Below are 21,221 nucleotides of genomic sequence, written 5' to 3' on the forward strand. Positions count from 1 at the left end.
GCATGACGACTCATACTTTCAAACCTGACATGCCGCCACCGATCAAAGTCTTCGGGCCGGTGGCGTGGATGCGCGCCAACATGTTTTCCAGCTGGCTCAACACCTTGCTGACCCTGTTTGCGTTCTACCTGATCTACCTGGTGGTGCCGCCGATCCTGCATTGGGCGATCCTCGATGCCAACTGGGTCGGCACCAGCCAGGCCGACTGCACCAAGGAGGGCGCCTGCTGGGTGTTCATCCAGCAGCGCTTCGGTCAGTTCATGTACGGCTACTACCCGGTGGACTTGCGCTGGCGCGTGGACCTGACCGTGTGGCTGGCGGTCATCGGCGTGGCACCGTTGTTTATCGCGCGCGTTCACCATAAAGCGGTATACGGGCTGAGCTTCCTGGTGCTGTACCCGATCATTGCCTACTTCCTGCTGCATGGCGGCGTGTTCGGCCTGAGCACCGTGGCGACCAGTCAGTGGGGCGGGTTGATGCTGACCCTGGTGATCGCCACCGTCGGTATTGCCGGTGCATTGCCGCTGGGGATCATCCTGGCGCTGGGCCGTCGTTCGAACATGCCGGCGATTCGCGTGGTCTGCGTGACCTTCATCGAATTCTGGCGCGGCGTGCCGTTGATCACGGTGCTGTTCATGTCCTCGGTAATGCTGCCGTTGTTCCTGCCTGAAGGCATGAACTTCGACAAACTGCTGCGGGCGCTGATTGGCGTGATCCTGTTCCAGTCGGCTTACGTGGCCGAAGTGGTGCGCGGTGGTCTGCAAGCGATTCCAAAAGGTCAGTACGAAGCGGCTGCGGCGATGGGCCTCGGTTACTGGCGCAGCATGGGCCTGGTGATTCTGCCGCAAGCCCTGAAGCTGGTGATCCCTGGCATCGTCAACACCTTCATTGCGCTGTTCAAGGACACGAGCCTGGTGATCATCATCGGCCTGTTCGACTTGCTCAACAGCGTCAAACAAGCCGCCGCCGACCCGAAATGGTTGGGCATGGCCACCGAAGGCTATGTGTTCGCGGCCCTGGTGTTCTGGATTTTCTGTTTTGGTATGTCGCGCTATTCCATGCATCTGGAACGCAAGCTCGACACTGGCCACAAGCGTTAGGAGTTCTGTAATGAGCGAAGCAATCAAAAAGCCTGTGAGCCCTGAAGGCATTATTCAGATGCAGGGCGTGAACAAGTGGTACGGCCAGTTCCACGTGTTGAAAGACATCAACCTGAACGTTAAACAGGGCGAGCGTATCGTTCTGTGCGGCCCGTCGGGTTCCGGCAAATCCACCACCATCCGTTGCCTCAACCGTCTGGAAGAACACCAGCAGGGCCGCATCGTGGTCGATGGCGTGGAACTGACCAACGACCTCAAGCAGATCGAATCGGTCCGTCGTGAAGTCGGCATGGTGTTCCAGCACTTCAACCTGTTCCCGCACCTGACCATCCTGCAGAACTGCACGCTGGCGCCGATGTGGGTGCGCAAGATGCCCAAGCGCAAGGCCGAAGAAATCGCCATGCATTACCTGGAACGCGTCCGCATTCCAGAGCAGGCGCATAAATTCCCGGGGCAACTGTCCGGCGGTCAGCAACAGCGTGTGGCGATTGCCCGCGCCCTGTGCATGAAACCGAAAATCATGCTGTTCGACGAACCGACCTCGGCTCTCGACCCGGAAATGGTGAAAGAGGTGCTGGACACCATGATCGGCCTGGCCGAAGACGGCATGACCATGCTCTGCGTGACCCACGAAATGGGCTTCGCCCGCACCGTGGCCAACCGCGTGATCTTCATGGACAAGGGCGAAATCGTCGAACAGGCCGCGCCGAACGACTTCTTCGATAATCCGCAGAATGAACGGACCAAGCTGTTCCTGAGCCAGATTCTGCATTGATTGGCGCTTGGTAAAGCAATAAACCCGGACAGTGTTCCGGGTTTATTTTTGCCCGTTATTCAGGGTCAGGATGCCAGCACCGTCTCCTGTTCAGGGAAGCGTGCGGCCAGCAGCCGCTTCAACTCGGAGCCTTCGTTCATCGCTTGTATTTCAGCAAGCAGGTGAGGATGGCGATCCAGTAGACGCATCAGCGTGAACAATGCTTGAGGAGGTGGGAGCTCGCCGCGCTCGTATCGTGAAAACGCGTTGTGGCCAGCGCCGGAAAGCAGCTTCACCGCGACCTTCTGAGTGAGGTGCAGTTTGCGGCGGATACGCTTCATCTCGCTGCCCATGATTTGAAAGCAGTCTTCGAGCAGTTTATCGCCAGCGTCGGAGTAGCGCTCGGCGCTGTCAGTATCATTATCGAAAATGATTTCACCGCAGACCTTGCACTCCCAGCCGGCAATATCGTGCACCCAGCGTGAAACGTTCTTGTAGTCGACACTGAGGCTGCGACCTTCGAAATGTTGCATGGCATGTTGGGTGCCGCAACTCATGCATTGCCGCGTATTCATATGTTCTTCTCCTTGAAAGAGATCACCGGAGGGCCGCCGTTGGAGCAATAGGTCACTTTGATGTAGAGCTCCAAGTCATGAAATGTAGTGTGGTAAACGTCTTGCCAGTTTCGGTGATCGGTGTAGCAAGTCATCGACTTGTAGAGCATCCGGCGTTCCAGCGAGCAAATGATTGACTCCATACCTCGCAGGGACAATCCCATTCGCTTGCCGGAACTCAATGCAACTTGAGTAAATGCTTTGGCTCCTTGCCTCCTGACTTCATCCTTGATGACTAACAAGGCGTAGTGGGGTGTGTTCTTTTCCATAAGAAGCCGTGAACCCTATCCCTGAAATTACCCTTAAAGGGTAATTTTGACTAATCGAAAATCCCGCTCCATTTCCCTCTCCCTGACCGTAGGCGGTTGCCGTCCTACACGTAGCTGACTAACATGTCAGAAAATTCATCCTATGATTGGATGAAAGGGCGAATCCTATGTCAGACATTTCTCCGCTAGTTAAACGGTCCCTGGTCGACCAGGCACTGGACCAGTTACGCCTGCGCATCACTGAAGGCGTCTGGACGGTGGGCCAACGCTTGCCCACCGAACCTGAGCTGTCCGCCGAGCTGGGCATCAGTCGCAATACCGTGCGTGAAGCCATGCGCGTATTGGCGTTTTCCGGGTTGATCGAAATCCGTCAGGGCGACGGCAGCTATTTGCGGGCGGTGGTCGATCCACTGGACACCCTGAAGGCGTTGTCCCGCTGCTCCCATGAACAGGCCCGTGAAACCCGGCACATTCTGGAAGTCGAGGCCATCGGCCTGGCCGCATTACGGCGTACCGACGAAGACCTGGTGGCATTGCGCGAGGCGTTGGGCGTCAGTGGCAGCCACTATCACGGCGATCTCGACACGTATATCGCCTGCGATCTGGTGTTCCACCGACGTTTGGTGGATGCCGCGCATAACCCGACCCTCAGCGAGCTGTACCGCTATTTCTCCAGCGTTGTCGGCGCGCAATTACGCGAAACCCTGAACATTTCCCCCCGACGCCAAGAGGTGTTCGACCTGCATATCGAACTGCTTGATGCCGTCGAGCAACGCGACCCGGAACGGGCCAAAGCCCTGTCGAGGCAGTTGATCAATGAACCTTGAAACCGAGAACCCCATGTCCAGCCGCAACAGCCACATCACGCAGCCCAAGCGCACCGCAGAGCTCGAAGAGCTGTTGATCGACGCCGAGGCGGATGACGAACAGGTCCAGCAAAGTCACCCGATTCTGCGGCGGCCGTGGCTGTTATTGCTGGGCCTGATTCTGGTGGCGCTGAACCTGCGCCCGGCGCTGTCGAGCATGGCGCCGATGCTCAGCGAGGTGTCGAAAACCCTCGGTTTGTCGGCAGCCCAGGCCGGTTTGCTGACGACGTTGCCGGTGTTGTGCCTCGGTTTGTTTGCACCGCTGGCGCCCGTGCTGGCACGACGTTTCGGCGCCGAGCGCGTGGTGCTGGGCATTCTCTTGATGTTGGCCGGCGGGATCATCCTGCGCAGTTCGTTCGGCGAGATCGGCCTGTTTGCCGGCAGCGTGCTGGCGGGCGCGAGCATCGGTGTGATCGGTGTATTGCTGCCCGGCATTGTTAAACGCGACTTTGCAAAACACGCGGGCACCATGACCGGCGTCTACACCATGGCCCTGTGCCTGGGTGCGGCGATGGCCGCAGGCGCGACCGTGCCGTTGAGCGAGCATTTCGACAAGAGCTGGGCCTTGGGCCTCGGCTTCTGGGTGGTTCCGGCATTGGTCGCGGCGATTTTCTGGTTGCCACAAGTCGGGCAGAAACACGGTGCGCACAACGTCGCGTATCGGGTCCGCGGCCTGTTGCGTGATCCACTGGCCTGGCAAGTGACGCTCTATATGGGCCTGCAATCTTCTCTGGCCTACATCGTGTTCGGCTGGTTGCCGTCGATCCTGATCGGTCGCGGCCTGACGCCGACCCAGGCGGGTCTGGTGCTGTCAGGCTCGGTCATCGTTCAGTTGGCGAGTTCACTGGCGGCACCATGGCTGGCGACGCGTGGCAAGGATCAGCGTCTGGCGATCGTCATCGTCATGCTACTGACCCTTAGCGGCCTGTTCGGTTGTCTTTACGCACCGATCGAAGGCCTGTGGGGCTGGGCGATCCTGCTGGGTCTGGGGCAGGGCGGTACGTTCAGTCTGGCGTTGACCCTGATCGTGCTGCGTTCACGGGACGCCCATGTCGCAGCGAATCTGTCGAGCATGGCCCAAGGCTTCGGTTACACCCTGGCGTCCATGGGGCCGTTCGCGGTCGGCATCGTGCATGACTGGACCGGCGGCTGGAACGCCTTGGGCTGGATTTTCGGCATCATCGGCCTCGGGGCGATCATCGCCGGCCTCGGCGCCGGACGTTCGCTGTACGTCCAGGTCGTAAGCGAAAAGGTCTGATACCCGCACACTGTCGGTATTCGGCTCACGAATGCCGATAGTGTTTCGCGCCTTTGTTGACTATCGTGCAGGCAATCTTGCAAACGTTCGGAGCCTGTCCATGAGTGATGCCCACAACGCATTGATCACCCAGTTCTACCAAGCCTTCCAGCGGCTGGATGCCGAGGCCATGAGCGCCTGCTATACCGACGACGTGGTGTTCAGTGATCCGGCGTTCGGCGAACTGCGCGGCCGCAATGCCGGCGACATGTGGCGCATGCTCACTACCCGGGCCAAGGATTTTTCCCTGACGTTCGATAACGTGCGCAGCGATGAGCGCACGGGCGGCGCCCATTGGGTGGCGACGTACCTGTTCAGTCAGACCGGCAACATCGTGGTCAACGACATTCAGGCACGTTTTGTTTTTCGCGACGGCAAGATTTGCGAGCATCACGACAGCTTCGACATGTGGGGCTGGTCCCGACAGGCGCTGGGTTTCAAAGGGTTGTTGTTGGGCTGGACGCCAGCGGTGAGGAACGCGGTTCGCGCGCAGGCCTTGAAGGGGCTGAAGGCATTCCAAGCCAGTCGCTGATAAGATCGCGGCTTGTTTCCTACAAGCCTTGATCGTCACGTGAACACCGCCAGCGAATCTTCTGTCATTGCCGCCGAACCAACACTGCCCGTCAGCAAACCCTGGTTCGTCTACCTCGTTCGCGCGGCCAATGGTTCGCTTTACTGCGGGATCAGCGATGATCCCGTGCGCCGCTTCGCCACCCACCAGAGCGGCAAGGGCGCGCGCTTTTTTCTCTCCAGCCCTGCTGTGGCATTGGTTTACACCGAAGCCTGCCGCGACAAAAGCGAAGCGCTGCGTCAGGAACGGCTGATCAAAAAACTCAAGAAAAGCGCCAAGGAATGCCTGGTGGCGAGTGCTGCTGCGGGCTTATCAATCTGACTGATAAGTGTCCATCAGGCAGATGGGTGGGCTGCACGTGGAATGCGCGCTAAGCTGCGGATTCATTATCCGTGCGGCGGAGCCGAGCATGTCAGAGTTGATTCTTCATCATTACCCGACGTCCCTTTTTGCCGAAAAGGCTCGCCTGCTGCTGGGTTTCAAAGGCTTGTCCTGGCGCTCGGTGAAGATCCCGCCGATCATGCCGAAACCTGATCTGACTGCCCTGACCGGCGGCTACCGCAAGACGCCGGTGTTGCAGATTGGCGCGGATATCTATTGCGACACGTCGCTGATCGCCCGTCGTCTGGAACAGGAAAAAGCCTTGCCGGCGTTCTTCCCGGACGGTCAGGAAATGATCACCGCCACGTTCGCCGATTGGGCGGATTCGGTGGTGTTCCAGCACGCGGTCAGCCTGGTGTTTCAACCGGAATCGATCGCCGTGCGCTTCGCAAAGTTACCGCCGGAAGCGATCAAGGCGTTCATTGCCGATCGCGCGGAGTTGTTCAGCGGTGGCAGTGCCGCACGGTTGTCGGCCGAACAAGCCCGGCATCAGTGGCCGACTATCATGGCGCGTCTGGAGCAACAGCTTCAGCGCGAGCAGGGAGACTTCCTGTTCGGCGGGCCGTCGATTGCCGACTTTGCCCTGGCCCATCCGTTGTGGTTCCTCAAGGCCACGCCCGTTACGTCACCGTTGGTCGATGCATATCCAGCGGTTTCGGCGTGGCTGGGGCGCGTGTTCGGCTTCGGTCATGGCGCGTTCAGCGAGATGAGCTCGGAGGAGGCGCTGGAGGTTGCGCGCAATGCCACACCGGCCGCATTGCCGGATGAGCAATTCGACGAGCCGAATGGTTTTAAGGTTGGCCAGCAGGTGGCCATTGCCGCCGTCGATTACGGCGTTGACCCGGTGGTGGGTGAGTTGCTGTTTGCGGGCAGTGAAGAATTAATTCTGCGTCGTGAAGACGAGCGGGGCGGTGTGGTGCATGTGCACTTTCCGCGCTTTGGCTTCCGCATCGAAGCAAAGTAGGTTATTTCGCGAATGGTTGGACGGGTTCTGTGGCGAGGGAGCTTGCTCCCGCTTGAGTGCGCAGCACTCATGAAATAGGCATTCATTGCGGAGAGTTTGGGTCTGCTGCGCAGCCCAGCGGGAGCAAGCTCCCTCGCCACAGGGGGTTGAGTGAGGCTCGGGTTACTTCAACGCTGCAAGAATCGCATCCGGGTCATACCCGCGAATCAACGTCCCATTCACATCAATGATCGGAATCCCGCCGCCACCCAGCGCCTCGTAGGCTTTGCGCGCCTCGGCATCTTTCTCGATATCGAACTCCTTGTACGGAATGCCCTTCTGATCGAGAAAACGCCGGGTCAGTTTGCAGTAGCCACACCATTCAGTGGCGTAGAGCACGACGTTGGCCTTGGCTTGAGTCTGCTCCGACACCACCTGCGCCGGATGGAACACCCGCTCGATCTTGCCCCAGTTCTGGTAGACCACGACCACCAGCAGGATCAGCAGGAATTTCTTCAGTACGCCGCCGAGCATCAGTTACGTCGCTTGAGCTGATCGGTGAGTTGGGTCGGCAGACCTTTGATGATCAGCGTGCCGGCTTCTTCGTCGTATTCGATCTTCGAGCCCAGCAGGTGCGCTTCGAAGCTGATGGACAGGCCTTCGGCGCGACCGGTGAAGCGGCGGAACTGGTTGAGGGTACGTTTATCTGCGGGAATCTCCGGCGACAGGCCGTAGTCCTTGTTGCGGATGTGATCGTAGAAGGCCTTCGGACGTTCTTCGTCGATCAGCTCCGAGAGCTCTTCCAGGCCCATGGGTTCGCCCAGTTTTGCCTGGCTGCTGGCGTAATCCACCAGGGTTTTGGTTTTCTCGCGGGCGGATTCTTCCGGCAGGTCTTCGCTTTCGACGAAGTCACTGAAGGCCTTGAGCAGGGTGCGGGTCTCGCCGGGGCCGTCGACGCCTTCCTGGCAGCCGATGAAGTCGCGGAAATACTCTGAAACCTTTTTGCCGTTCTTGCCTTTGATGAACGAAATGTACTGCTTGGACTGCTTGTTGTTCTGCCACTCGGAAACGTTGATCCGTGCCGCCAGGTGAAGTTGGCCCAGGTCCAGGTGCCGGGACGGGGTCACGTCCAGCTGATCGGTCACTGCAACGCCTTCACTGTGGTGTAGCAGCGCGATCGCCAGGTAATCGGTCATGCCTTGCTGATAATGCGCAAACAGCACGTGGCCGCCCACAGAGAGGTTCGACTCTTCCATCAGCTTTTGCAGGTGTTCCACCGCCACACGGCTGAACGCTGTGAAATCCTTGCCGCCATCGAGGTATTCCTTCAGCCAGCCGCTGAACGGATGCGCCCCGGACTCGGCATGGAAGAAACCCCAGGCCTTGCCTTGTTTGGCGTTGTAGCTCTCATTGAGGTCGGCAAGCATGTACTCGATGGCACTCGACTCGGCCAGTTCGGAGTCGCGGGCGTGGAGAACTGCGGGTGTGCCGTCGGGTTTTTTGTCGATCAGGTGGACGATGCAATGGCGGATCGGCATGGGCTTCTCGGCTGATTGAAGAGAGGAGGGCGTGCTCCCCCAAAAAGTGCCAAGTGTACCGCAACCACTGGTTTTGGCGCGGCACGAAGGGCAATTCGCAGGTGTCTGATGGCGCTTATGCTGTTTTTTACAGTTTTAGAGCAATAAAGCTGACCAAATGGGTAGCTAGAGGCGGATATTTCCCCGTCTCTGTGCTAGTTTTGCCCGGTCTTACGCGAAGTCACTGCGTTAAGCGTGCATTCAGCATTTGTCAGGTCGAACCAAACCCTGATTTCGGTATCTATAACCCCGATCCCGTGGTTATTGGCCGAGGGTGCCAGATCCAGAAGATCGGGCTCGATGGCTGACACTGCACTCTGCAATCCATATGAATTTGATAGGGAAGGAACACTACATGGCTCTTACTAAAGACCAACTGATCGCCGACATCGCTGAAGCTATCGACGCGCCAAAAACCACCGCGCGTAACGCTCTGGACCAACTGGGCCAAATCGTTGCCGATCAGCTGGAAAACGGCGGCGAAATCACTCTGCCAGGTATCGGCAAGCTGAAAGTGACTGAGCGTCCTGCCCGTACCGGCCGCAACCCTTCGACTGGCGCTGCCATCGAAATCGCTGCCAAGAAAGTTATCAAGCTGGTTGTGGCCAAAGGCCTGACCGACGCTGTTAACAAGTAAGACGCAGTAAAAAAAAGCCGTGCTCCGGAGTGATCCGGGCACGGCTTTTTTGTGTCTGCGATTCAGCGACTGACTAAGGGCCAATCGCTGTTTCAGCTGCTACTCAGCTTTTTTTAACCCAACGTTCGCGCCAGACCTGCTGCTCGGATTTGGTCTGGAAGGTCCAGGCGACGAAGCGGCTTTGCTTCTGCCCCTGGGACATTTCCACGACCTGGCTTTCCAGTACGCCGGCCTTTTTCAGCGCCGTCTGGATCGCCGGCAGATTGGAGGCTTTCGAGACCAGGGTGCTGAACCAAAGCACTTTGTGCTGGAAATGCGCGCTCTCGGCGATCAGTTGCGTCACAAACCGTGCTTCGCCACCTTCGCACCACAATTCTGCCGATTGACCGCCAAAGTTCAGCACAGGCAGTTTGCGTTTTGGATCGGCGCGGCCCAGCGCGCGCCATTTACGCTCGCTGCCCTTGGTCGCTTCGTCCATCGAGGCGTGGAACGGCGGGTTGCACATGGTCAGGTCAAAGCGTTCGCCGGGTTCGAGCAGGCCCAGCAGAATGTGCTTGGGATTGCTTTGCTGGCGCAACTGAATGGCCTTGTTCAGCCCGTTGGACTGGACGATGGCTTTGGCGGCGGCCACGGCCGTCGGGTCGATTTCCGAGCCGAGGAAGTGCCAGCGGTAGTCGCTGTAGCCGATCAGCGGATAAACGCAGTTGGCGCCCATGCCGATATCGAGCACCTTGACCGGCGCACCGCGCGGGATCTCACCGTCGTTGACGCTGGCCAGCAGGTCGGCCAGGAAGTGCACGTAATCGGCACGGCCCGGAACCGGTGGGCAGAGGTAATCGGCCGGGATGTCCCAATGGGCGACGCCGTAGAACGACTTGAGCAACGCCCGGTTGAACACCCGCACCGCGTCCGGGCTGGCGAAGTCGATGCTTTCCTTGCCGTACGGGTTGATGATCACGAACTTCGCCAGTTCCGGCGTGGTTTTGATCAGCGCCGGGAAGTCGTAACGACCCTGGTGGCGGTTGCGCGGGTGCAGGCTGGCCTTCTCACGGGGCTCCACGGCTTTGGCCGGGGTCGCGGAATCAGGCTTTTTGCGCGCAGGTCTTGGTGTGCGGGGGGCGTTCATGGGCGTTGTCGATTCGGGTATGGCTAAAAGTGGCGGGTATTGTCCCACATCTATGAGGCAACACCGACCAATTGTAGGAGTGAGCCTGCTCGCGATTGCGGTGAAACAGTCACCGATGATGGTGTCTGGCACACCGCAATCGCGAGCAGGCTCACTCCTACAGGAGATTTGTGGTGATTTGAAATAAAAAAGGGAGGCCATTGTGGCCTCCCGTTTTCATTGCGATTTGCCGTTACAGGCTGGCAATCCGCGCATGCTGCTCGGCCAACTTGCCCAAAGCCTGTTCAGCTTCAGCCAGTTTGGCGCGTTCCTTGTCGATGACTTCGGCCGGGGCCTTGTCGACGAAACCGGCGTTGGACAGCTTGCCGCCAACCCGCTGAACTTCGCCCTGCAGACGCAGGATTTCCTTGTCCAGACGCGCCAGTTCAGCATCTTTGTCGATCAGACCGGCCATCGGCACCAGCACTTCCATCTCGCCGACCAATGCGGTGGCGGACAGCGGTGCTTCTTCGCCAGCAGCCAACACGGTGATCGATTCGAGGCGAGCCAGCTTCTTCAGCAGGGCTTCGTTCTCGGTGAGACGACGCTGATCTTCGGCGCTGACGTTTTTCAGGAACAGGTTCAGCGGCTTGCCTGGACCGATGTTCATTTCACCACGGATGTTGCGCGTGCCGAGCATCAGGCCCTTGAGCCATTCGATGTCGTTCTCGGCGGCCGGATCGATGCGCTCTTCATTGGCCACTGGCCACGGTTGCAGCATGATCGTCTTGCCTTCGATACCGGCCAGCGGCGCGATGCGCTGCCAGATTTCTTCGGTGATGAACGGCATGAACGGATGCGCCAGACGCAGCGCAACTTCCAGCACCCGAACCAGCGTGCGGCGGGTGCCGCGCTGACGTTCGACCGGCGCGTTTTCGTCCCACAGCACAGGCTTGGACAGTTCCAGGTACCAGTCGCAATACTGGTTCCAGATGAACTCGTACAAGGCTTGTGCGGCCAGGTCGAAGCGGAACTGGTCGAGTTGACGGGTCACTTCGGCTTCGGTGCGTTGCAGCTGCGAAATGATCCAGCGATCCGCCAGCGACAGCTCGTAAGCTTCGCCGTTCTGGCCGCAGTCTTCGCCCTTGTCCAGCACGTAGCGCGCGGCGTTCCAGATCTTGTTGCAGAAGTTGCGATAGCCTTCGACGCGGCCCATGTCGAACTTGATGTCGCGACCGGTGGACGCCAGCGAGCAGAAGGTGAAGCGCAGGGCGTCGGTGCCGTAGCTGGCGATGCCGTCGGCGAACTCGTCGCGGGTCTGCTTCTCGATCTTCTTCGCCAGTTTCGGCTGCATCATGCCCGAGGTGCGTTTTTGCACCAGGTCTTCCAGCTCGATGCCGTCGATGATGTCCAGCGGGTCCAGGACGTTGCCCTTGGACTTGGACATCTTCTGGCCTTGGCCATCACGCACCAGACCGTGAACGTAAACGGTCTTGAACGGAACCTGCGGCGTGCCGTCTTCGTTCTTCACCAAGTGCATGGTGAGCATGATCATCCGGGCAACCCAGAAGAAAATGATGTCGAAGCCGGTCACCAGCACGTCGGTGGAGTGGAATTTCTTCAGGAATTCGGTCTGCTCAGGCCAGCCGAGCGTGGAGAACGTCCACAGACCCGAACTGAACCAGGTGTCGAGAACGTCGTTGTCCTGTTGCAGCGCCACGTCCGGGCCGAGGTTGTGCTTGGCACGTACTTCGGCTTCGTCGCGACCGACATAGACCTTGCCCGACTCGTCGTACCAGGCCGGAATCCGGTGGCCCCACCACAGCTGACGGCTGATGCACCAGTCCTGGATGTCGCGCATCCACGAAAAGTACATGTTTTCGTACTGTTTCGGCACGAAGGCGATGCGGCCGTCTTCAACAGCCGCGATGGCTGGCTCAGCCAAAGGCTTGGTCGACACGTACCACTGGTCGGTCAGCCACGGCTCGATGATGGTCCCGGAGCGGTCGCCTTTCGGCACTTTCAGCGCGTGGTCGTTGACGCTGACCAAGAGGCCGGCAGCATCAAACGCAGCAACGATCTGCTTGCGCGCTTCGAAGCGGTCCAGGCCGGCGTAGTCGGCCGGAATCTTGCCGTCGATGCTTTCGTTCAGCGTGCCGTCGAGGTTGAACACCTGACAGGCCGGCAGTACGGCGGCGTTCTTGTCGAAGATGTTCAGCAGCGGCAGGTTGTGGCGCTTGCCGACTTCGTAGTCGTTGAAATCGTGGGCCGGGGTGATTTTCACGCAGCCGGTGCCGAATTCTGGGTCGCAGTAATCGTCGGCGATGATCGGAATGCGGCGGCCGACCAGCGGCAGCTCGACGAATTTGCCGATCAGGGCTTGGTAGCGTTCATCGTTCGGGTTAACCGCTACGGCGGCGTCGCCGAGCATGGTTTCCGGGCGAGTGGTCGCGACGATCAGGTAATCCTGGCCTTCAGCGGTCTTGGCGCCATCGGCCAGTGGGTATTTCAGGTTCCACAGGAAGCCTTTCTCGTCGTGGTTTTCCACTTCGAGGTCGGAAATGGCCGTGTGCAACTTGGTGTCCCAGTTGACCAGGCGCTTGCCGCGGTAGATCAGGCCGTCTTCGTGCAGGCGCACAAAGGCTTCTTTAACGGCTTCCGAGAGGCCGTCGTCCATGGTGAAGCGCTCGCGGCCCCAGTCCACGGACGAGCCGAGACGGCGGATCTGACGGCTGATGTTGCCGCCGGACTGATCCTTCCATTCCCAGACTTTCTCGAGGAATTTCTCACGGCCCAGATCGTGACGATTCTGGCCCTGGGCTTCGAGTTGACGCTCCACCAGCATTTGCGTGGCGATACCGGCGTGGTCGGTACCCGGCTGCCACAGGGTGTTACGACCCTGCATGCGGCGGAAACGGATCAGGGCGTCCATGATCGCGTTGTTGAAGCCGTGACCCATGTGCAGGCTGCCGGTGACGTTCGGCGGCGGGATCATGATGGTGTAGGACTCGCCCGCGCCTTGCGGGGCGAAGTAATTCTCTGACTCCCAGGTGTTGTACCAGGAAGTTTCAATGGCGTGCGGCTGGTAGGTCTTATCCATGCGCGGCGGGACCCTATTGGCATTTATTCAGGAAAAGCCGGCAAGTATAGCGGGGCATGGGGCGTAGGGCGAGCAGGGGCAGACCGGGCGCAGATCAAACTGTGGAATGAACCTGTGGCGAGGGTGCTTGCTCCCGCCGGGTCGCGAAGCGGCCCCGACATCAGCAAGCTCGGTGTGTCAGGTACACCGCGTATTCTGGCTTTGCGGCTGCTGCGCAACCGAGCGGGAGCAAGCTCCCTCGCCACAGAAGCCCGCTGGGCCCCAGGTTATTCGTATTGACTGAGCAACCGTTCCATCCGCGCACTGAGGCGGCGTTTGATTTCGGTTTCAATGTGCGGGGCGAAGTCGTCGATCACGTCTTGCATGATCAATTGCGCGGCGGCGCGCAGTTCGCCATCCAGGTGCAGAAGGTCGTCGGGGCCTTTGCTGGCGGCGGGCGCCGGTTGAGCGGCGGCAGGGGTAACAGGGGCGGGTGGCGCCGGTTCGAGAATTGGCGGGCTGGCGCCGACTGTATCGAACAGCATCGGAATCTGTTCCTGATCGCCTTCCTCGACCGTGTCGGTGAGCAAGGGCGGTTGCAGGTTGTCATCGCCGAGCAATTGACGGATCGACTCGAGGTCATCCAGCAAGTGCGCGGACTGTTGCTGCGGTTTTGGAGTGTCCATCGGAATGCTCAGAGTCGCTGTAAACGGTGATCTTGCAGAGGATAGCCCTGTTCGCGGTAGAAACGGAAACTCTCCCGCGCAGCCGCACGTATCGTCGGATCTTCCACCACCACTTCCGCCACACGGGCGAACTTGTTGGCGAAGGCCGGGACTTTCAGGGCGAGATTGACCAACAGGTCCTGATGCGGACCGCAGTCATCGCCAAGACCCAGAACAATCAAACTGTCGGGCTCGCTTTCGGCGGGGCCGTGGGGCACGAAGCTTTCGCCCTTGAAGGCCCACAAACGCGCATCGAGATCATCACGCTGGGCAGCATCGCTGCAATGCAGATAGATGCGGTGGCCCATGCGCCAGGCTTTTTCGGTGAGCTTGCAGGCAAAATCCAGCCGCGCCGAAGGATCGGCGCTGGGCAGGATATAGAAGTCGACTTTGGTCATTGCGGTTCCTGAGCCAAGGGCGGCGTCACCCGAAAGTGACGCTGCCCAGGGTCATCGGTTTCAGGCTTTGGCGCGGTCCAGCAGGTATTGGGTCAGCAATGGAACCGGACGGCCAGTGGCGCCCTTGTCCTTGCCACCGCTGGTCCAGGCTGTGCCGGCGATGTCCAGGTGCGCCCAGTTGAGGTTCTTGGTGAAGCGCGACAGGAAGCAGGCAGCGGTGATGGTGCCGGCTTTTGGGCCACCGATGTTGGCGATGTCGGCGAACGGGCTGTCCAGCTGTTCCTGGTACTCATCGAACAGCGGCAGTTGCCAGGCGCGATCGTCAGCCGATTGGCCGGCGCTCAGCAGTTGGCCGATCAGCTCGTCGTTGTTGCCCAGCAGGCCCGACGTGTGGGAACCCAGCGCAACGACGCAAGCGCCGGTCAGGGTCGCGATATCGATCACCGCTTGTGGCTTGAAGCGCTCGGAGTAGGTCAGGGCATCGCACAGCACCAGACGGCCTTCGGCGTCGGTGTTGAGGATTTCCACGGTCTGGCCGCTCATGGTGGTGACGATGTCGCCAGGACGCGAAGCGTTGCCGCTCGGCATGTTCTCGGCGCAGGCCAGGATGCACACCAGGTTGATCGGCAGTTTCAGTTCGAGCACGGCACGCAGGGTGCCGAATACGCTGGCAGCGCCGCCCATGTCGTATTTCATTTCATCCATGCCGGCGCCCGGTTTCAGGCTGATACCGCCGGTGTCAAAGGTAATGCCTTTGCCGACCAGTGCGTACGGCTTCTCGGATTTCTTGCCGCCGTTGTATTGCATGACGATCAGGCGCGGTGGTTGGGCGCTGCCCTGGCCCACGGCGTAGAACGAGCCCATGCCCAGGTCCTTGATCTTCTTCTCATCAAGGACTTCGACTTTCAGGCTTTTGAATTCTTTGCCCAGGTTCTTCGCTTGCTCACCGAGGAACGTCGGGTGGCAGATGTTCGGCGGCAGGTTGCCCAGGTCGCGGGTGAACGCCATGCCGTTGGCGATAGCGGTGGCGTGGGCCACGGCGCGCTCGACTTCAGCCTGTGCAGCCTTGATGGTCACCAAAGTGACTTTCTTCAGGCTGCGAGGCTCGGCTTTCTGGCTTTTGAACTGGTCGAACGTGTATTCGCCGTCCACCAGGGTTTCGGCCAGCAGACGAGTCTTGCCGTAGCTGTCGCGGCCTTTGACCACGACTTCGTCCAGGGCCAGCACTGCATCGCTGCCGCCCAGGCCTTTAATAGTGTTGAGGATGCCGGCAATGATCTTGCGGAACGGGCGGTCGCCCAGCTCTTCGTCTTTGCCCACGCCGACCAGCAGCACGCGCTCGGCCTTGAGGTTCGGCAGGCTGTGCAGCAACAGGCTCTGGCCGACTTTGCCGGCCAGGTCGCCGCGCTTGAGCACAGCGCTGATGGCACCACCGCTCAGTTCGTCGAGTTGTTTGGCGACGGCACCGAGCTTGCGGCCTTCGCCGACGGCGACCACCAGAGTGGCGGTTTTCAACGTTTCTGGGCTAACGCTTTTTACAACCAGTTCCATGTCCGGGTCCCTGAATTAATGGTCAACACGCAGGAGCTCGACGGCATGCGTTCGAGCTTGCTTATAAATAGAAAGACGCAGGTCACGGCCCGCGACAAAGGCCGCAGTTTGAACCTCGCTACCGGCGCCTGACAACCCTCGGTTGTACGATCTTCAACGCTTTAACCGCCTGCTTGAGCGTGCGCAGTGACAGGCGCACCCAATCACAGGATAATGCGCATCTTTTTCGGCGGCTCTGCCCTGCGAGCCGGCTGATGCGTTTGCTTGTTTGGCCGCCTTAGCCTGACAACCCTGGAGTGTCTGGTTTGATCGTCTTCCGTTATCTATCCCGCGAAGTCCTGTTGACCTTGAGCGCCGTCAGCGCTGTGCTGCTGGTCATCATCATGAGCGGTCGCTTCATCAAGTACCTCGCCCAGGCGGCCTCTGGCCTCCTGGATCCGGGCTCGCTGTTCCTGATCATGGGCTTTCGTCTGCCGGGCTTCCTGCAGTTGATTTTGCCTTTGGGCCTGTTTTCTCGGAATCCTGCTGGCCTACGGTCGCCTGTACCTTGAAAGCGAAATGACGGTGCTGTCTGCCACCGGCATGAGCCAGCAGCGTCTGTTTGCCATGACCCTTTTTCCAGCCACTCTGGTCGCACTGGTGGTGGCATGGCTGAGCCTGAGCCTGGCGCCACAAGGCGCCAACCAGTTCCAGTTGCTCTTGAACAAGCAGGATGCCCTGACCGAGTTCGACACCCTCGAGCCGGGTCGCTTCCAGGCGTTGCGTGACGGGACACGGGTGACCTACACCGAAACGCTGTCGGATGACCGCATCAACCTCGGTGGCGTATTCATTTCGCAAAAAAACGTCTCGTCCGACACGAAGGATCGCGGGATTTCCGTGCTGGTGGCCGAGAAGGGTCGCCAGGAAATTCGCCCCGACGGTAATCGTTACCTGATTCTCGACAACGGCTATCGCTATGACGGCAATCCGGGTCAGGCCGACTACCGGGCGATCAAGTACGACGAATATGGCGTGTTGCTGCCCAAGCCGGACGTCAGCGACGAAGTGACCGACCGTGACGCAATGACCACCAGTTTCCTGATGGGCAGCGACGACATTCGCTCCCGCACCGAACTGCAATGGCGTCTATCCCTGCCGTTGCTGGTCTTCATCGTGACCCTGATGGCGGTGCCGCTTTCGCGGGTCAATCCGCGTCAGGGCCGTTTCCTCAAGCTGTTGCCGGCGATTCTTCTATATATGGCTTACCTGTCCATCCTGATTGCCGCCCGCGGTGCCCTTGAAAAAGGCAAGATTCCGCCTGTTCTGGGGTTGTGGTGGGTGCATGCAATCTTCCTGGCCATCGGCCTGGGCTTGCTCTATTGGGAAACCTTGCAGTTGAAGCTGGCGAGTCGCCGCAGCGCGCTGGAGGTGGCTCGTGGATAAGCTCGATCGCTACATTGGTAGCAGCGTATTCGTGGCAATTCTGGCGGTCCTGGGGATCATTCTCGGTCTGGCGACACTGTTCGCGTTCATCGATGAAATGAGTGAGGTCAGCGATACCTACACCCTGGTCGACGTGTTGAGTTATGTCCTGCTGACCGCGCCGCGCCGTCTTTACGACATGTTGCCGATGGCGGCATTGATCGGTTGCCTGATAGGCCTCGGCAGCCTGGCCAGTCACAGCGAGCTGACCATCATGCGCGCTGCTGGCGTGTCGATCGGGCGAATCGTCTGGGCGGTCATGAAGCCGATGCTGGTCCTGATGGTGGTGGGTGTGCTGATCGGCGAATACGTCGCGCCAGCCACCGAAGTCACCGCTCAGGCCAATCGCTCCCTGGCTCAGGGTGGCGGCGATGCGCAAAGCGCCAAGCATGGTTTGTGGCATCGCCAGGGTGATGAGTTTATTCACGTCAACTCGGTGCAACCCGACGGTCTGCTGTACGGCGTCACCCGTTATCGTTTCGATAATGAGCGTCACATGCTGTCTTCCAGCTTCGCCAAACGCGCGAAGTTCGATCAGGATCACTGGCAGTTGAGCGAAGTCACCACCACGCTGTTCCATGAAAAGAGCACTGAAGTGGTCACCACCCCGGTCGAGCGCTGGGACGTCGCCTTGAGTCCACAGCTGTTGAACACGGTCATCATGTCGCCTGAAACGCTGTCGATCAGCGGTCTGTGGGGTTACATCCACTACCTGGCTGACCAGGGCCTGAGCAATGGCCGTTACTGGCTGGCATTTTGGGTCAAGGTGTTGCAGCCGCTGGTCACCGCCGCTCTGGTACTGATGGCGATTTCCTTCATCTTCGGTCCATTGCGCTCGGTGACCCTTGGTCAGCGAGTGTTCACCGGCGTGCTGGTGGGTTTCACCTTCCGTATCGTTCAGGACTTGCTCGGTCCTTCGAGCCTGGTCTTCGGTTTCTCGCCACTGTTTGCGGTGCTGGTTCCGGCGGGTGTTTGTGCCTTGGCCGGGGTCTGGTTGTTGCGCCGGGCCGGTTGATCAAGGCTTTCTCCTGACCTTGCAGGTCACTCAAAACGCCCCTGTCGCAAGACCGGGGCGTTTTTGTAGGCGCCGTCTGACCTGCGAACGTGACGCTTGCGCCGTGGATCAGGTACAATTCCCGGCTATTTTTCGGCGGGCTATGCCTGCAGCCTTTTTGAGTGTTGATCCGTGAGTGATTTGAGTCATATCCGCAATTTCTCCATCATCGCCCACATTGACCATGGCAAGTCGACGCTGGCCGATCGCTTCATCCAGATGTGTGGCGGCCTTGCCGAGCGCGAAATGGAAGCCCAGGTTCTGGACTCCATGGACCTGGAACGTGAACGCGGGATCACCATCAAGGCCCACAGCGTCACCCTGTATTACACCGCTCGCGATGGCATCAAGTACCAGCTGAACTTCATTGACACCCCGGGCCACGTTGACTTCACCTATGAAGTCAGCCGGTCGCTGGCGGCCTGTGAAGGCGCGTTGCTGGTGGTCGATGCCGGTCAGGGCGTTGAAGCGCAGTCGGTAGCCAACTGCTACACCGCGATTGAGCAGGGCCTGGAAGTGATGCCGGTCCTGAACAAGATCGACCTGCCTCAGGCCGATCCGGACCGCGTGAAAGAAGAAATCGAAAAAATCATCGGCATCGATGCCACCGACGCGGTCGAGTGCAGTGCCAAGACCGGTCTGGGCGTCGACGAAGTGCTGGAGCGTCTGGTCAAGACCATTCCTGCGCCGACCGGCAACTATGAAGATCCGCTGCAAGCGTTGATCATCGACTCCTGGTTCGACAACTACCTGGGCGTTGTTTCCCTGGTTCGCGTGCGCCACGGTCGTGTGAAGAAGGGCGACAAGATCCTGGTCAAGTCCACCGGCAAGATCCACCTGGTGGACAGCGTCGGTGTCTTCAACCCGAAACACACCGCCACCGTTGACCTGAAGGCCGGCGAAGTGGGCTTCATCATCGCCGGCATCAAGGACATTCACGGTGCACCGGTCGGTGACACCCTGACCTTGAGCTCCACGCCGGACGTCGACGTGCTGCCAGGCTTCAAACGCATTCAGCCGCAGGTATACGCCGGTCTGTTCCCGGTCAGCTCTGACGACTTCGAAGATTTCCGTGAAGCCCTGCAAAAGCTCACGCTCAACGACTCGTCCCTGCAATACACCCCGGAAAGCTCCGACGCACTGGGCTTCGGCTTCCGTTGCGGGTTCCTCGGCATGCTGCACATGGAAATCATCCAGGAGCGTCTGGAGCGCGAGTACGACCTGGACCTGATCACCACGGCGCCGACGGTAATTTTCGAGTTGCTGCTGAAAACCGGTGAAACGATTTACGTCGACAACCCATCGAAGCTGCCAGACCTGTCCTCGATCGAAGACATGCGCGAACCGATCGTGCGGGCCAATATTCTTGTGCCGCAAGAGCACCTGGGCAACGTCATTACCCTGTGCATCGAGAAGCGTGGCGTACAGCACGACATGCTGTTCCTCGGCACCCAGGTTCAAGTGACCTACGATTTGCCGATGAACGAAGTGGTCCTGGACTTCTTCGACCGTCTGAAATCCACCAGCCGTGGCTATGCTTCGCTGGATTACCATTTCGATCGTTATCAATCGGCTAATCTGGTGAAACTGGATGTGCTGATCAACGGTGACAAGGTCGACGCCCTGGCGTTGATCGTGCACAAAGATAACGCGCACTACAAAGGTCGCCAGTTGACCGAGAAGATGAAAGAACTGATTCCGCGCCAGATGTTCGACGTCGCGATCCAGGCCGCCATTGGCGGGCAGATCATTGCGCGAACCTCCGTCAAGGCACTCAGAAAGAACGTATTGGCCAAATGCTACGGCGGTGACGTTAGCCGTAAGAAGAAACTGCTTGAAAAGCAGAAGGCCGGTAAGAAACGCATGAAGCAAGTCGGCAACGTGGAAATTCCACAAGAAGCCTTCCTTGCAGTGCTCAGGTTGGATAGTTAGGTCCTATGTCACTAAATTTCCCGCTGTTGCTGGTCATCGCCGTGTTCGTCTGCGGCCTGTTGGCGTTGCTCGATCTGGTTTTCCTGGCGCCGCGTCGGCGTGCCGCCATTGCCTCCTATCAGGGCAGCGTCAGCCAGCCTGACGGGATGGTGGTCGAGAAACTGAACAAAGAGCCGCTGCTGGTCGAATACGGCAAGTCGTTCTTCCCGGTGTTGTTCATCGTGCTGGTACTGCGTTCGTTCCTGGTGGAACCGTTCCAGATTCCTTCCGGCTCGATGAAACCGACCCTGGACGTTGGCGACTTCATTCTGGTGAACAAGTTTTCTTACGGGATCCGCTTGCCGGTGATCGACAAGAAAGTCATCGAAGTCGGTGATCCACAGCGCGGCGATGTGATGGTGTTCCGCTACCCGAGCGATCCTAACGTCAACTACATTAAACGTGTGGTGGGCCTGCCGGGTGACCAGATTCGTTACACCGCTGACAAGCGTCTGTTCGTCAACGGTGAGTCGATTGCCGAACAACTGGTCGGCTCCGAGCCGGGCACGTTGGGCAGCGCTGAGCTCTACAAGGAAAAACTCGGCGTCGCCGAGCACTTGATCCGCAAGGAAATGAGCCGCTACCGCGCAACGCCAGACCATTCGTGGACCGTGCCTGCCGGGCACTACTTCATGATGGGCGACAACCGCGACAACTCGAACGACAGTCGCTACTGGGATGATCCGAGCATTCCAAAGGATCTGCTGGGCATGGTTCCCGACAAGAATATCGTCGGCAAGGCCTTCGCAGTCTGGATGAGCTGGCCGGAACCTAAACTCAGTCACCTGCCGAATTTCTCGCGGGTTGGCCTGATCAAGTAATCACACACGGCGCTGTTGAACACAGCGCCGAATGCATTTTTGGA

The 21,221-nt window shown here is 59.2% G+C and carries 20 protein-coding genes and 1 pseudogene; 12 read left to right on the forward strand and 9 right to left on the reverse strand.

From position 1 onward, the window contains the following. The first annotated feature begins 2 nt into the window (after positions 1-2). Both ABH912_RS25905 and ABH912_RS25910 read left to right on the forward strand, forming a co-directional pair. The gene (locus ABH912_RS25905) at positions 3-1,100 is read left to right on the forward strand and encodes an amino acid ABC transporter permease (protein ID WP_033056428.1); all 1,098 of its coding nucleotides are present in this window, start codon (positions 3-5) and stop codon (positions 1,098-1,100) included. 10 nt (positions 1,101-1,110) lie between these two features. Beyond that, positions 1,111-1,875: an amino acid ABC transporter ATP-binding protein gene (locus ABH912_RS25910; protein WP_008147575.1), complete on the forward strand. Its 765-nt coding sequence runs from the start codon at positions 1,111-1,113 to the stop codon at positions 1,873-1,875. A gap of 65 nt (positions 1,876-1,940) precedes the next feature. On the opposite strand, the gene ABH912_RS25915 is transcribed toward ABH912_RS25910, so the two are convergent. Next, positions 1,941-2,429, reverse strand: a complete 489-nt coding sequence (locus ABH912_RS25915) for a type II toxin-antitoxin system MqsA family antitoxin (RefSeq protein ID WP_033056427.1) — start codon at positions 2,427-2,429, stop codon at positions 1,941-1,943. Continuing rightward, the gene (locus tag ABH912_RS25920) at positions 2,426-2,737 is read right to left on the reverse strand and encodes a type II toxin-antitoxin system MqsR family toxin (protein WP_033056426.1); all 312 of its coding nucleotides are present in this window, start codon (positions 2,735-2,737) and stop codon (positions 2,426-2,428) included. The genes ABH912_RS25915 and ABH912_RS25920 overlap by 4 nt, the downstream gene beginning before the upstream one ends. Before the next feature lie 167 nt (positions 2,738-2,904). On the opposite strand from ABH912_RS25920, the gene ABH912_RS25925 reads away from it, so the two are divergent. The 5 genes from ABH912_RS25925 to ABH912_RS25945 all read left to right on the forward strand — a co-directional run bounded on the left by ABH912_RS25925 (position 2,905) and on the right by ABH912_RS25945 (position 6,816). Beyond that, the gene (locus ABH912_RS25925) at positions 2,905-3,564 is read left to right on the forward strand and encodes a FadR/GntR family transcriptional regulator (RefSeq protein WP_033056425.1); all 660 of its coding nucleotides are present in this window, start codon (positions 2,905-2,907) and stop codon (positions 3,562-3,564) included. Then, on the forward strand, positions 3,554-4,861 hold the full coding sequence (locus ABH912_RS25930; protein WP_429511939.1) for a CynX/NimT family MFS transporter: 1,308 nt from the start codon (positions 3,554-3,556) through the stop codon (positions 4,859-4,861). Before ABH912_RS25925 ends, ABH912_RS25930 begins: the two co-directional genes overlap by 11 nt. A gap of 100 nt (positions 4,862-4,961) precedes the next feature. Continuing rightward, positions 4,962-5,432, forward strand: coding sequence for a nuclear transport factor 2 family protein (locus ABH912_RS25935; RefSeq protein WP_033056423.1), 471 nt, complete (start codon positions 4,962-4,964; stop codon positions 5,430-5,432). Between the two features lie 39 nt (positions 5,433-5,471). After that, complete coding sequence (locus ABH912_RS25940; protein ID WP_429511940.1) at positions 5,472-5,792, forward strand: GIY-YIG nuclease family protein; 321 nt, start codon at positions 5,472-5,474, stop codon at positions 5,790-5,792. Positions 5,793-5,880: 88 nt separating this feature from the next. Then, on the forward strand, positions 5,881-6,816 hold the full coding sequence (locus ABH912_RS25945) for a glutathione S-transferase family protein (RefSeq protein WP_429511941.1): 936 nt from the start codon (positions 5,881-5,883) through the stop codon (positions 6,814-6,816). A gap of 162 nt (positions 6,817-6,978) precedes the next feature. Here ABH912_RS25945 and ABH912_RS25950 read toward each other — a convergent pair whose 3' ends face one another. Further along, positions 6,979-7,329 (reverse strand): glutaredoxin family protein, encoded by a 351-nt coding sequence (locus tag ABH912_RS25950; RefSeq protein ID WP_201185824.1) that lies wholly within the window; start codon positions 7,327-7,329, stop codon positions 6,979-6,981. Next, entirely contained in the window at positions 7,329-8,333 is a 1,005-nt protein-coding gene (yejK, locus tag ABH912_RS25955) for a nucleoid-associated protein YejK (RefSeq protein ID WP_008147593.1), read from the reverse strand. Before yejK ends, ABH912_RS25950 begins: the two co-directional genes overlap by 1 nt. Positions 8,334-8,727: 394 nt before the next feature. Between yejK and ABH912_RS25960 the strand changes: the two genes are divergently transcribed. Next, a complete protein-coding gene (locus tag ABH912_RS25960; RefSeq protein ID WP_007905514.1) occupies positions 8,728-9,009 on the forward strand; it encodes an HU family DNA-binding protein in 282 nt (93 codons plus the stop codon). 103 nt (positions 9,010-9,112) lie between these two features. On the opposite strand, the gene rlmF is transcribed toward ABH912_RS25960, so the two are convergent. The 5 genes from rlmF to ABH912_RS25985 form a co-directional block, all read right to left on the reverse strand. Then, positions 9,113-10,135, reverse strand: coding sequence for a 23S rRNA (adenine(1618)-N(6))-methyltransferase RlmF (gene rlmF / locus ABH912_RS25965; protein WP_033056419.1), 1,023 nt, complete (start codon positions 10,133-10,135; stop codon positions 9,113-9,115). A 232-nt stretch (positions 10,136-10,367) separates the two neighbouring features. Beyond that, positions 10,368-13,214, reverse strand: coding sequence for a valine--tRNA ligase (locus tag ABH912_RS25970; protein ID WP_429511942.1), 2,847 nt, complete (start codon positions 13,212-13,214; stop codon positions 10,368-10,370). Between the two features lie 266 nt (positions 13,215-13,480). Continuing rightward, positions 13,481-13,879, reverse strand: a complete 399-nt coding sequence (locus ABH912_RS25975) for a hypothetical protein (protein ID WP_033056417.1) — start codon at positions 13,877-13,879, stop codon at positions 13,481-13,483. 8 nt (positions 13,880-13,887) lie between these two features. After that, positions 13,888-14,316, reverse strand: a complete 429-nt coding sequence (locus tag ABH912_RS25980; protein WP_429511943.1) for a DNA polymerase III subunit chi — start codon at positions 14,314-14,316, stop codon at positions 13,888-13,890. A 60-nt stretch (positions 14,317-14,376) separates the two neighbouring features. Continuing rightward, positions 14,377-15,867: a leucyl aminopeptidase gene (locus ABH912_RS25985; protein WP_429511944.1), complete on the reverse strand. Its 1,491-nt coding sequence runs from the start codon at positions 15,865-15,867 to the stop codon at positions 14,377-14,379. A 305-nt stretch (positions 15,868-16,172) separates the two neighbouring features. Here ABH912_RS25985 and lptF point away from each other — a divergent pair. The 4 genes and pseudogenes from lptF to lepB all read left to right on the forward strand — a co-directional run bounded on the left by lptF (position 16,173) and on the right by lepB (position 21,177). Continuing rightward, a pseudogene (gene lptF / locus ABH912_RS25990) lies at positions 16,173-17,292 on the forward strand (LPS export ABC transporter permease LptF). Beyond that, the gene (lptG, locus tag ABH912_RS25995) at positions 17,285-18,346 is read left to right on the forward strand and encodes an LPS export ABC transporter permease LptG (protein ID WP_033056413.1); all 1,062 of its coding nucleotides are present in this window, start codon (positions 17,285-17,287) and stop codon (positions 18,344-18,346) included. The pseudogene lptF and the gene lptG overlap by 8 nt, the downstream one beginning before the upstream one ends. Before the next feature lie 171 nt (positions 18,347-18,517). Continuing rightward, positions 18,518-20,317, forward strand: coding sequence for a translation elongation factor 4 (gene lepA / locus ABH912_RS26000; protein ID WP_008151572.1), 1,800 nt, complete (start codon positions 18,518-18,520; stop codon positions 20,315-20,317). 5 nt (positions 20,318-20,322) lie between these two features. Then, entirely contained in the window at positions 20,323-21,177 is an 855-nt protein-coding gene (gene lepB / locus ABH912_RS26005; RefSeq protein ID WP_033056412.1) for a signal peptidase I, read from the forward strand. The last annotated feature ends 44 nt before the right edge of the window (positions 21,178-21,221 follow it).

The organism is Pseudomonas sp. BT76 TE3572 (genome assembly GCF_050435365.1).
Taxonomy (GTDB): domain Bacteria; phylum Pseudomonadota; class Gammaproteobacteria; order Pseudomonadales; family Pseudomonadaceae; genus Aquipseudomonas; species Aquipseudomonas fluorescens_W.

Excerpts from the sequence above, each read along its gene's own strand:
- ABH912_RS25945 (WP_429511941.1), top strand. The coding sequence starts at position 5,881 with ATGTCAGAGTTGATTCTTCATCATTACCCGACGTCCCTTTTTGCCGAA.
- ABH912_RS25910 (WP_008147575.1), top strand. The coding sequence starts at position 1,111 with ATGAGCGAAGCAATCAAAAAGCCTGTGAGCCCTGAAGGCATTATTCAG.
- rlmF (WP_033056419.1), bottom strand. The coding sequence starts at position 10,135 with ATGAACGCCCCCCGCACACCAAGACCTGCGCGCAAAAAGCCTGATTCC.
- ABH912_RS25920 (WP_033056426.1), bottom strand. The coding sequence starts at position 2,737 with ATGGAAAAGAACACACCCCACTACGCCTTGTTAGTCATCAAGGATGAA.
- ABH912_RS25930 (WP_429511939.1), top strand. The coding sequence starts at position 3,554 with ATGAACCTTGAAACCGAGAACCCCATGTCCAGCCGCAACAGCCACATC.
- ABH912_RS25925 (WP_033056425.1), top strand. The coding sequence starts at position 2,905 with ATGTCAGACATTTCTCCGCTAGTTAAACGGTCCCTGGTCGACCAGGCA.
- ABH912_RS25975 (WP_033056417.1), bottom strand. The coding sequence starts at position 13,879 with ATGGACACTCCAAAACCGCAGCAACAGTCCGCGCACTTGCTGGATGAC.
- lepB (WP_033056412.1), top strand. The coding sequence starts at position 20,323 with ATGTCACTAAATTTCCCGCTGTTGCTGGTCATCGCCGTGTTCGTCTGC.
- ABH912_RS25960 (WP_007905514.1), top strand. The coding sequence starts at position 8,728 with ATGGCTCTTACTAAAGACCAACTGATCGCCGACATCGCTGAAGCTATC.
- ABH912_RS25980 (WP_429511943.1), bottom strand. The coding sequence starts at position 14,316 with ATGACCAAAGTCGACTTCTATATCCTGCCCAGCGCCGATCCTTCGGCG.
- ABH912_RS25915 (WP_033056427.1), bottom strand. The coding sequence starts at position 2,429 with ATGAATACGCGGCAATGCATGAGTTGCGGCACCCAACATGCCATGCAA.
- ABH912_RS25985 (WP_429511944.1), bottom strand. The coding sequence starts at position 15,867 with ATGGAACTGGTTGTAAAAAGCGTTAGCCCAGAAACGTTGAAAACCGCC.
- yejK (WP_008147593.1), bottom strand. The coding sequence starts at position 8,333 with ATGCCGATCCGCCATTGCATCGTCCACCTGATCGACAAAAAACCCGAC.
- ABH912_RS25970 (WP_429511942.1), bottom strand. The coding sequence starts at position 13,214 with ATGGATAAGACCTACCAGCCGCACGCCATTGAAACTTCCTGGTACAAC.
- ABH912_RS25950 (WP_201185824.1), bottom strand. The coding sequence starts at position 7,329 with ATGCTCGGCGGCGTACTGAAGAAATTCCTGCTGATCCTGCTGGTGGTC.
- ABH912_RS25935 (WP_033056423.1), top strand. The coding sequence starts at position 4,962 with ATGAGTGATGCCCACAACGCATTGATCACCCAGTTCTACCAAGCCTTC.
- ABH912_RS25905 (WP_033056428.1), top strand. The coding sequence starts at position 3 with ATGACGACTCATACTTTCAAACCTGACATGCCGCCACCGATCAAAGTC.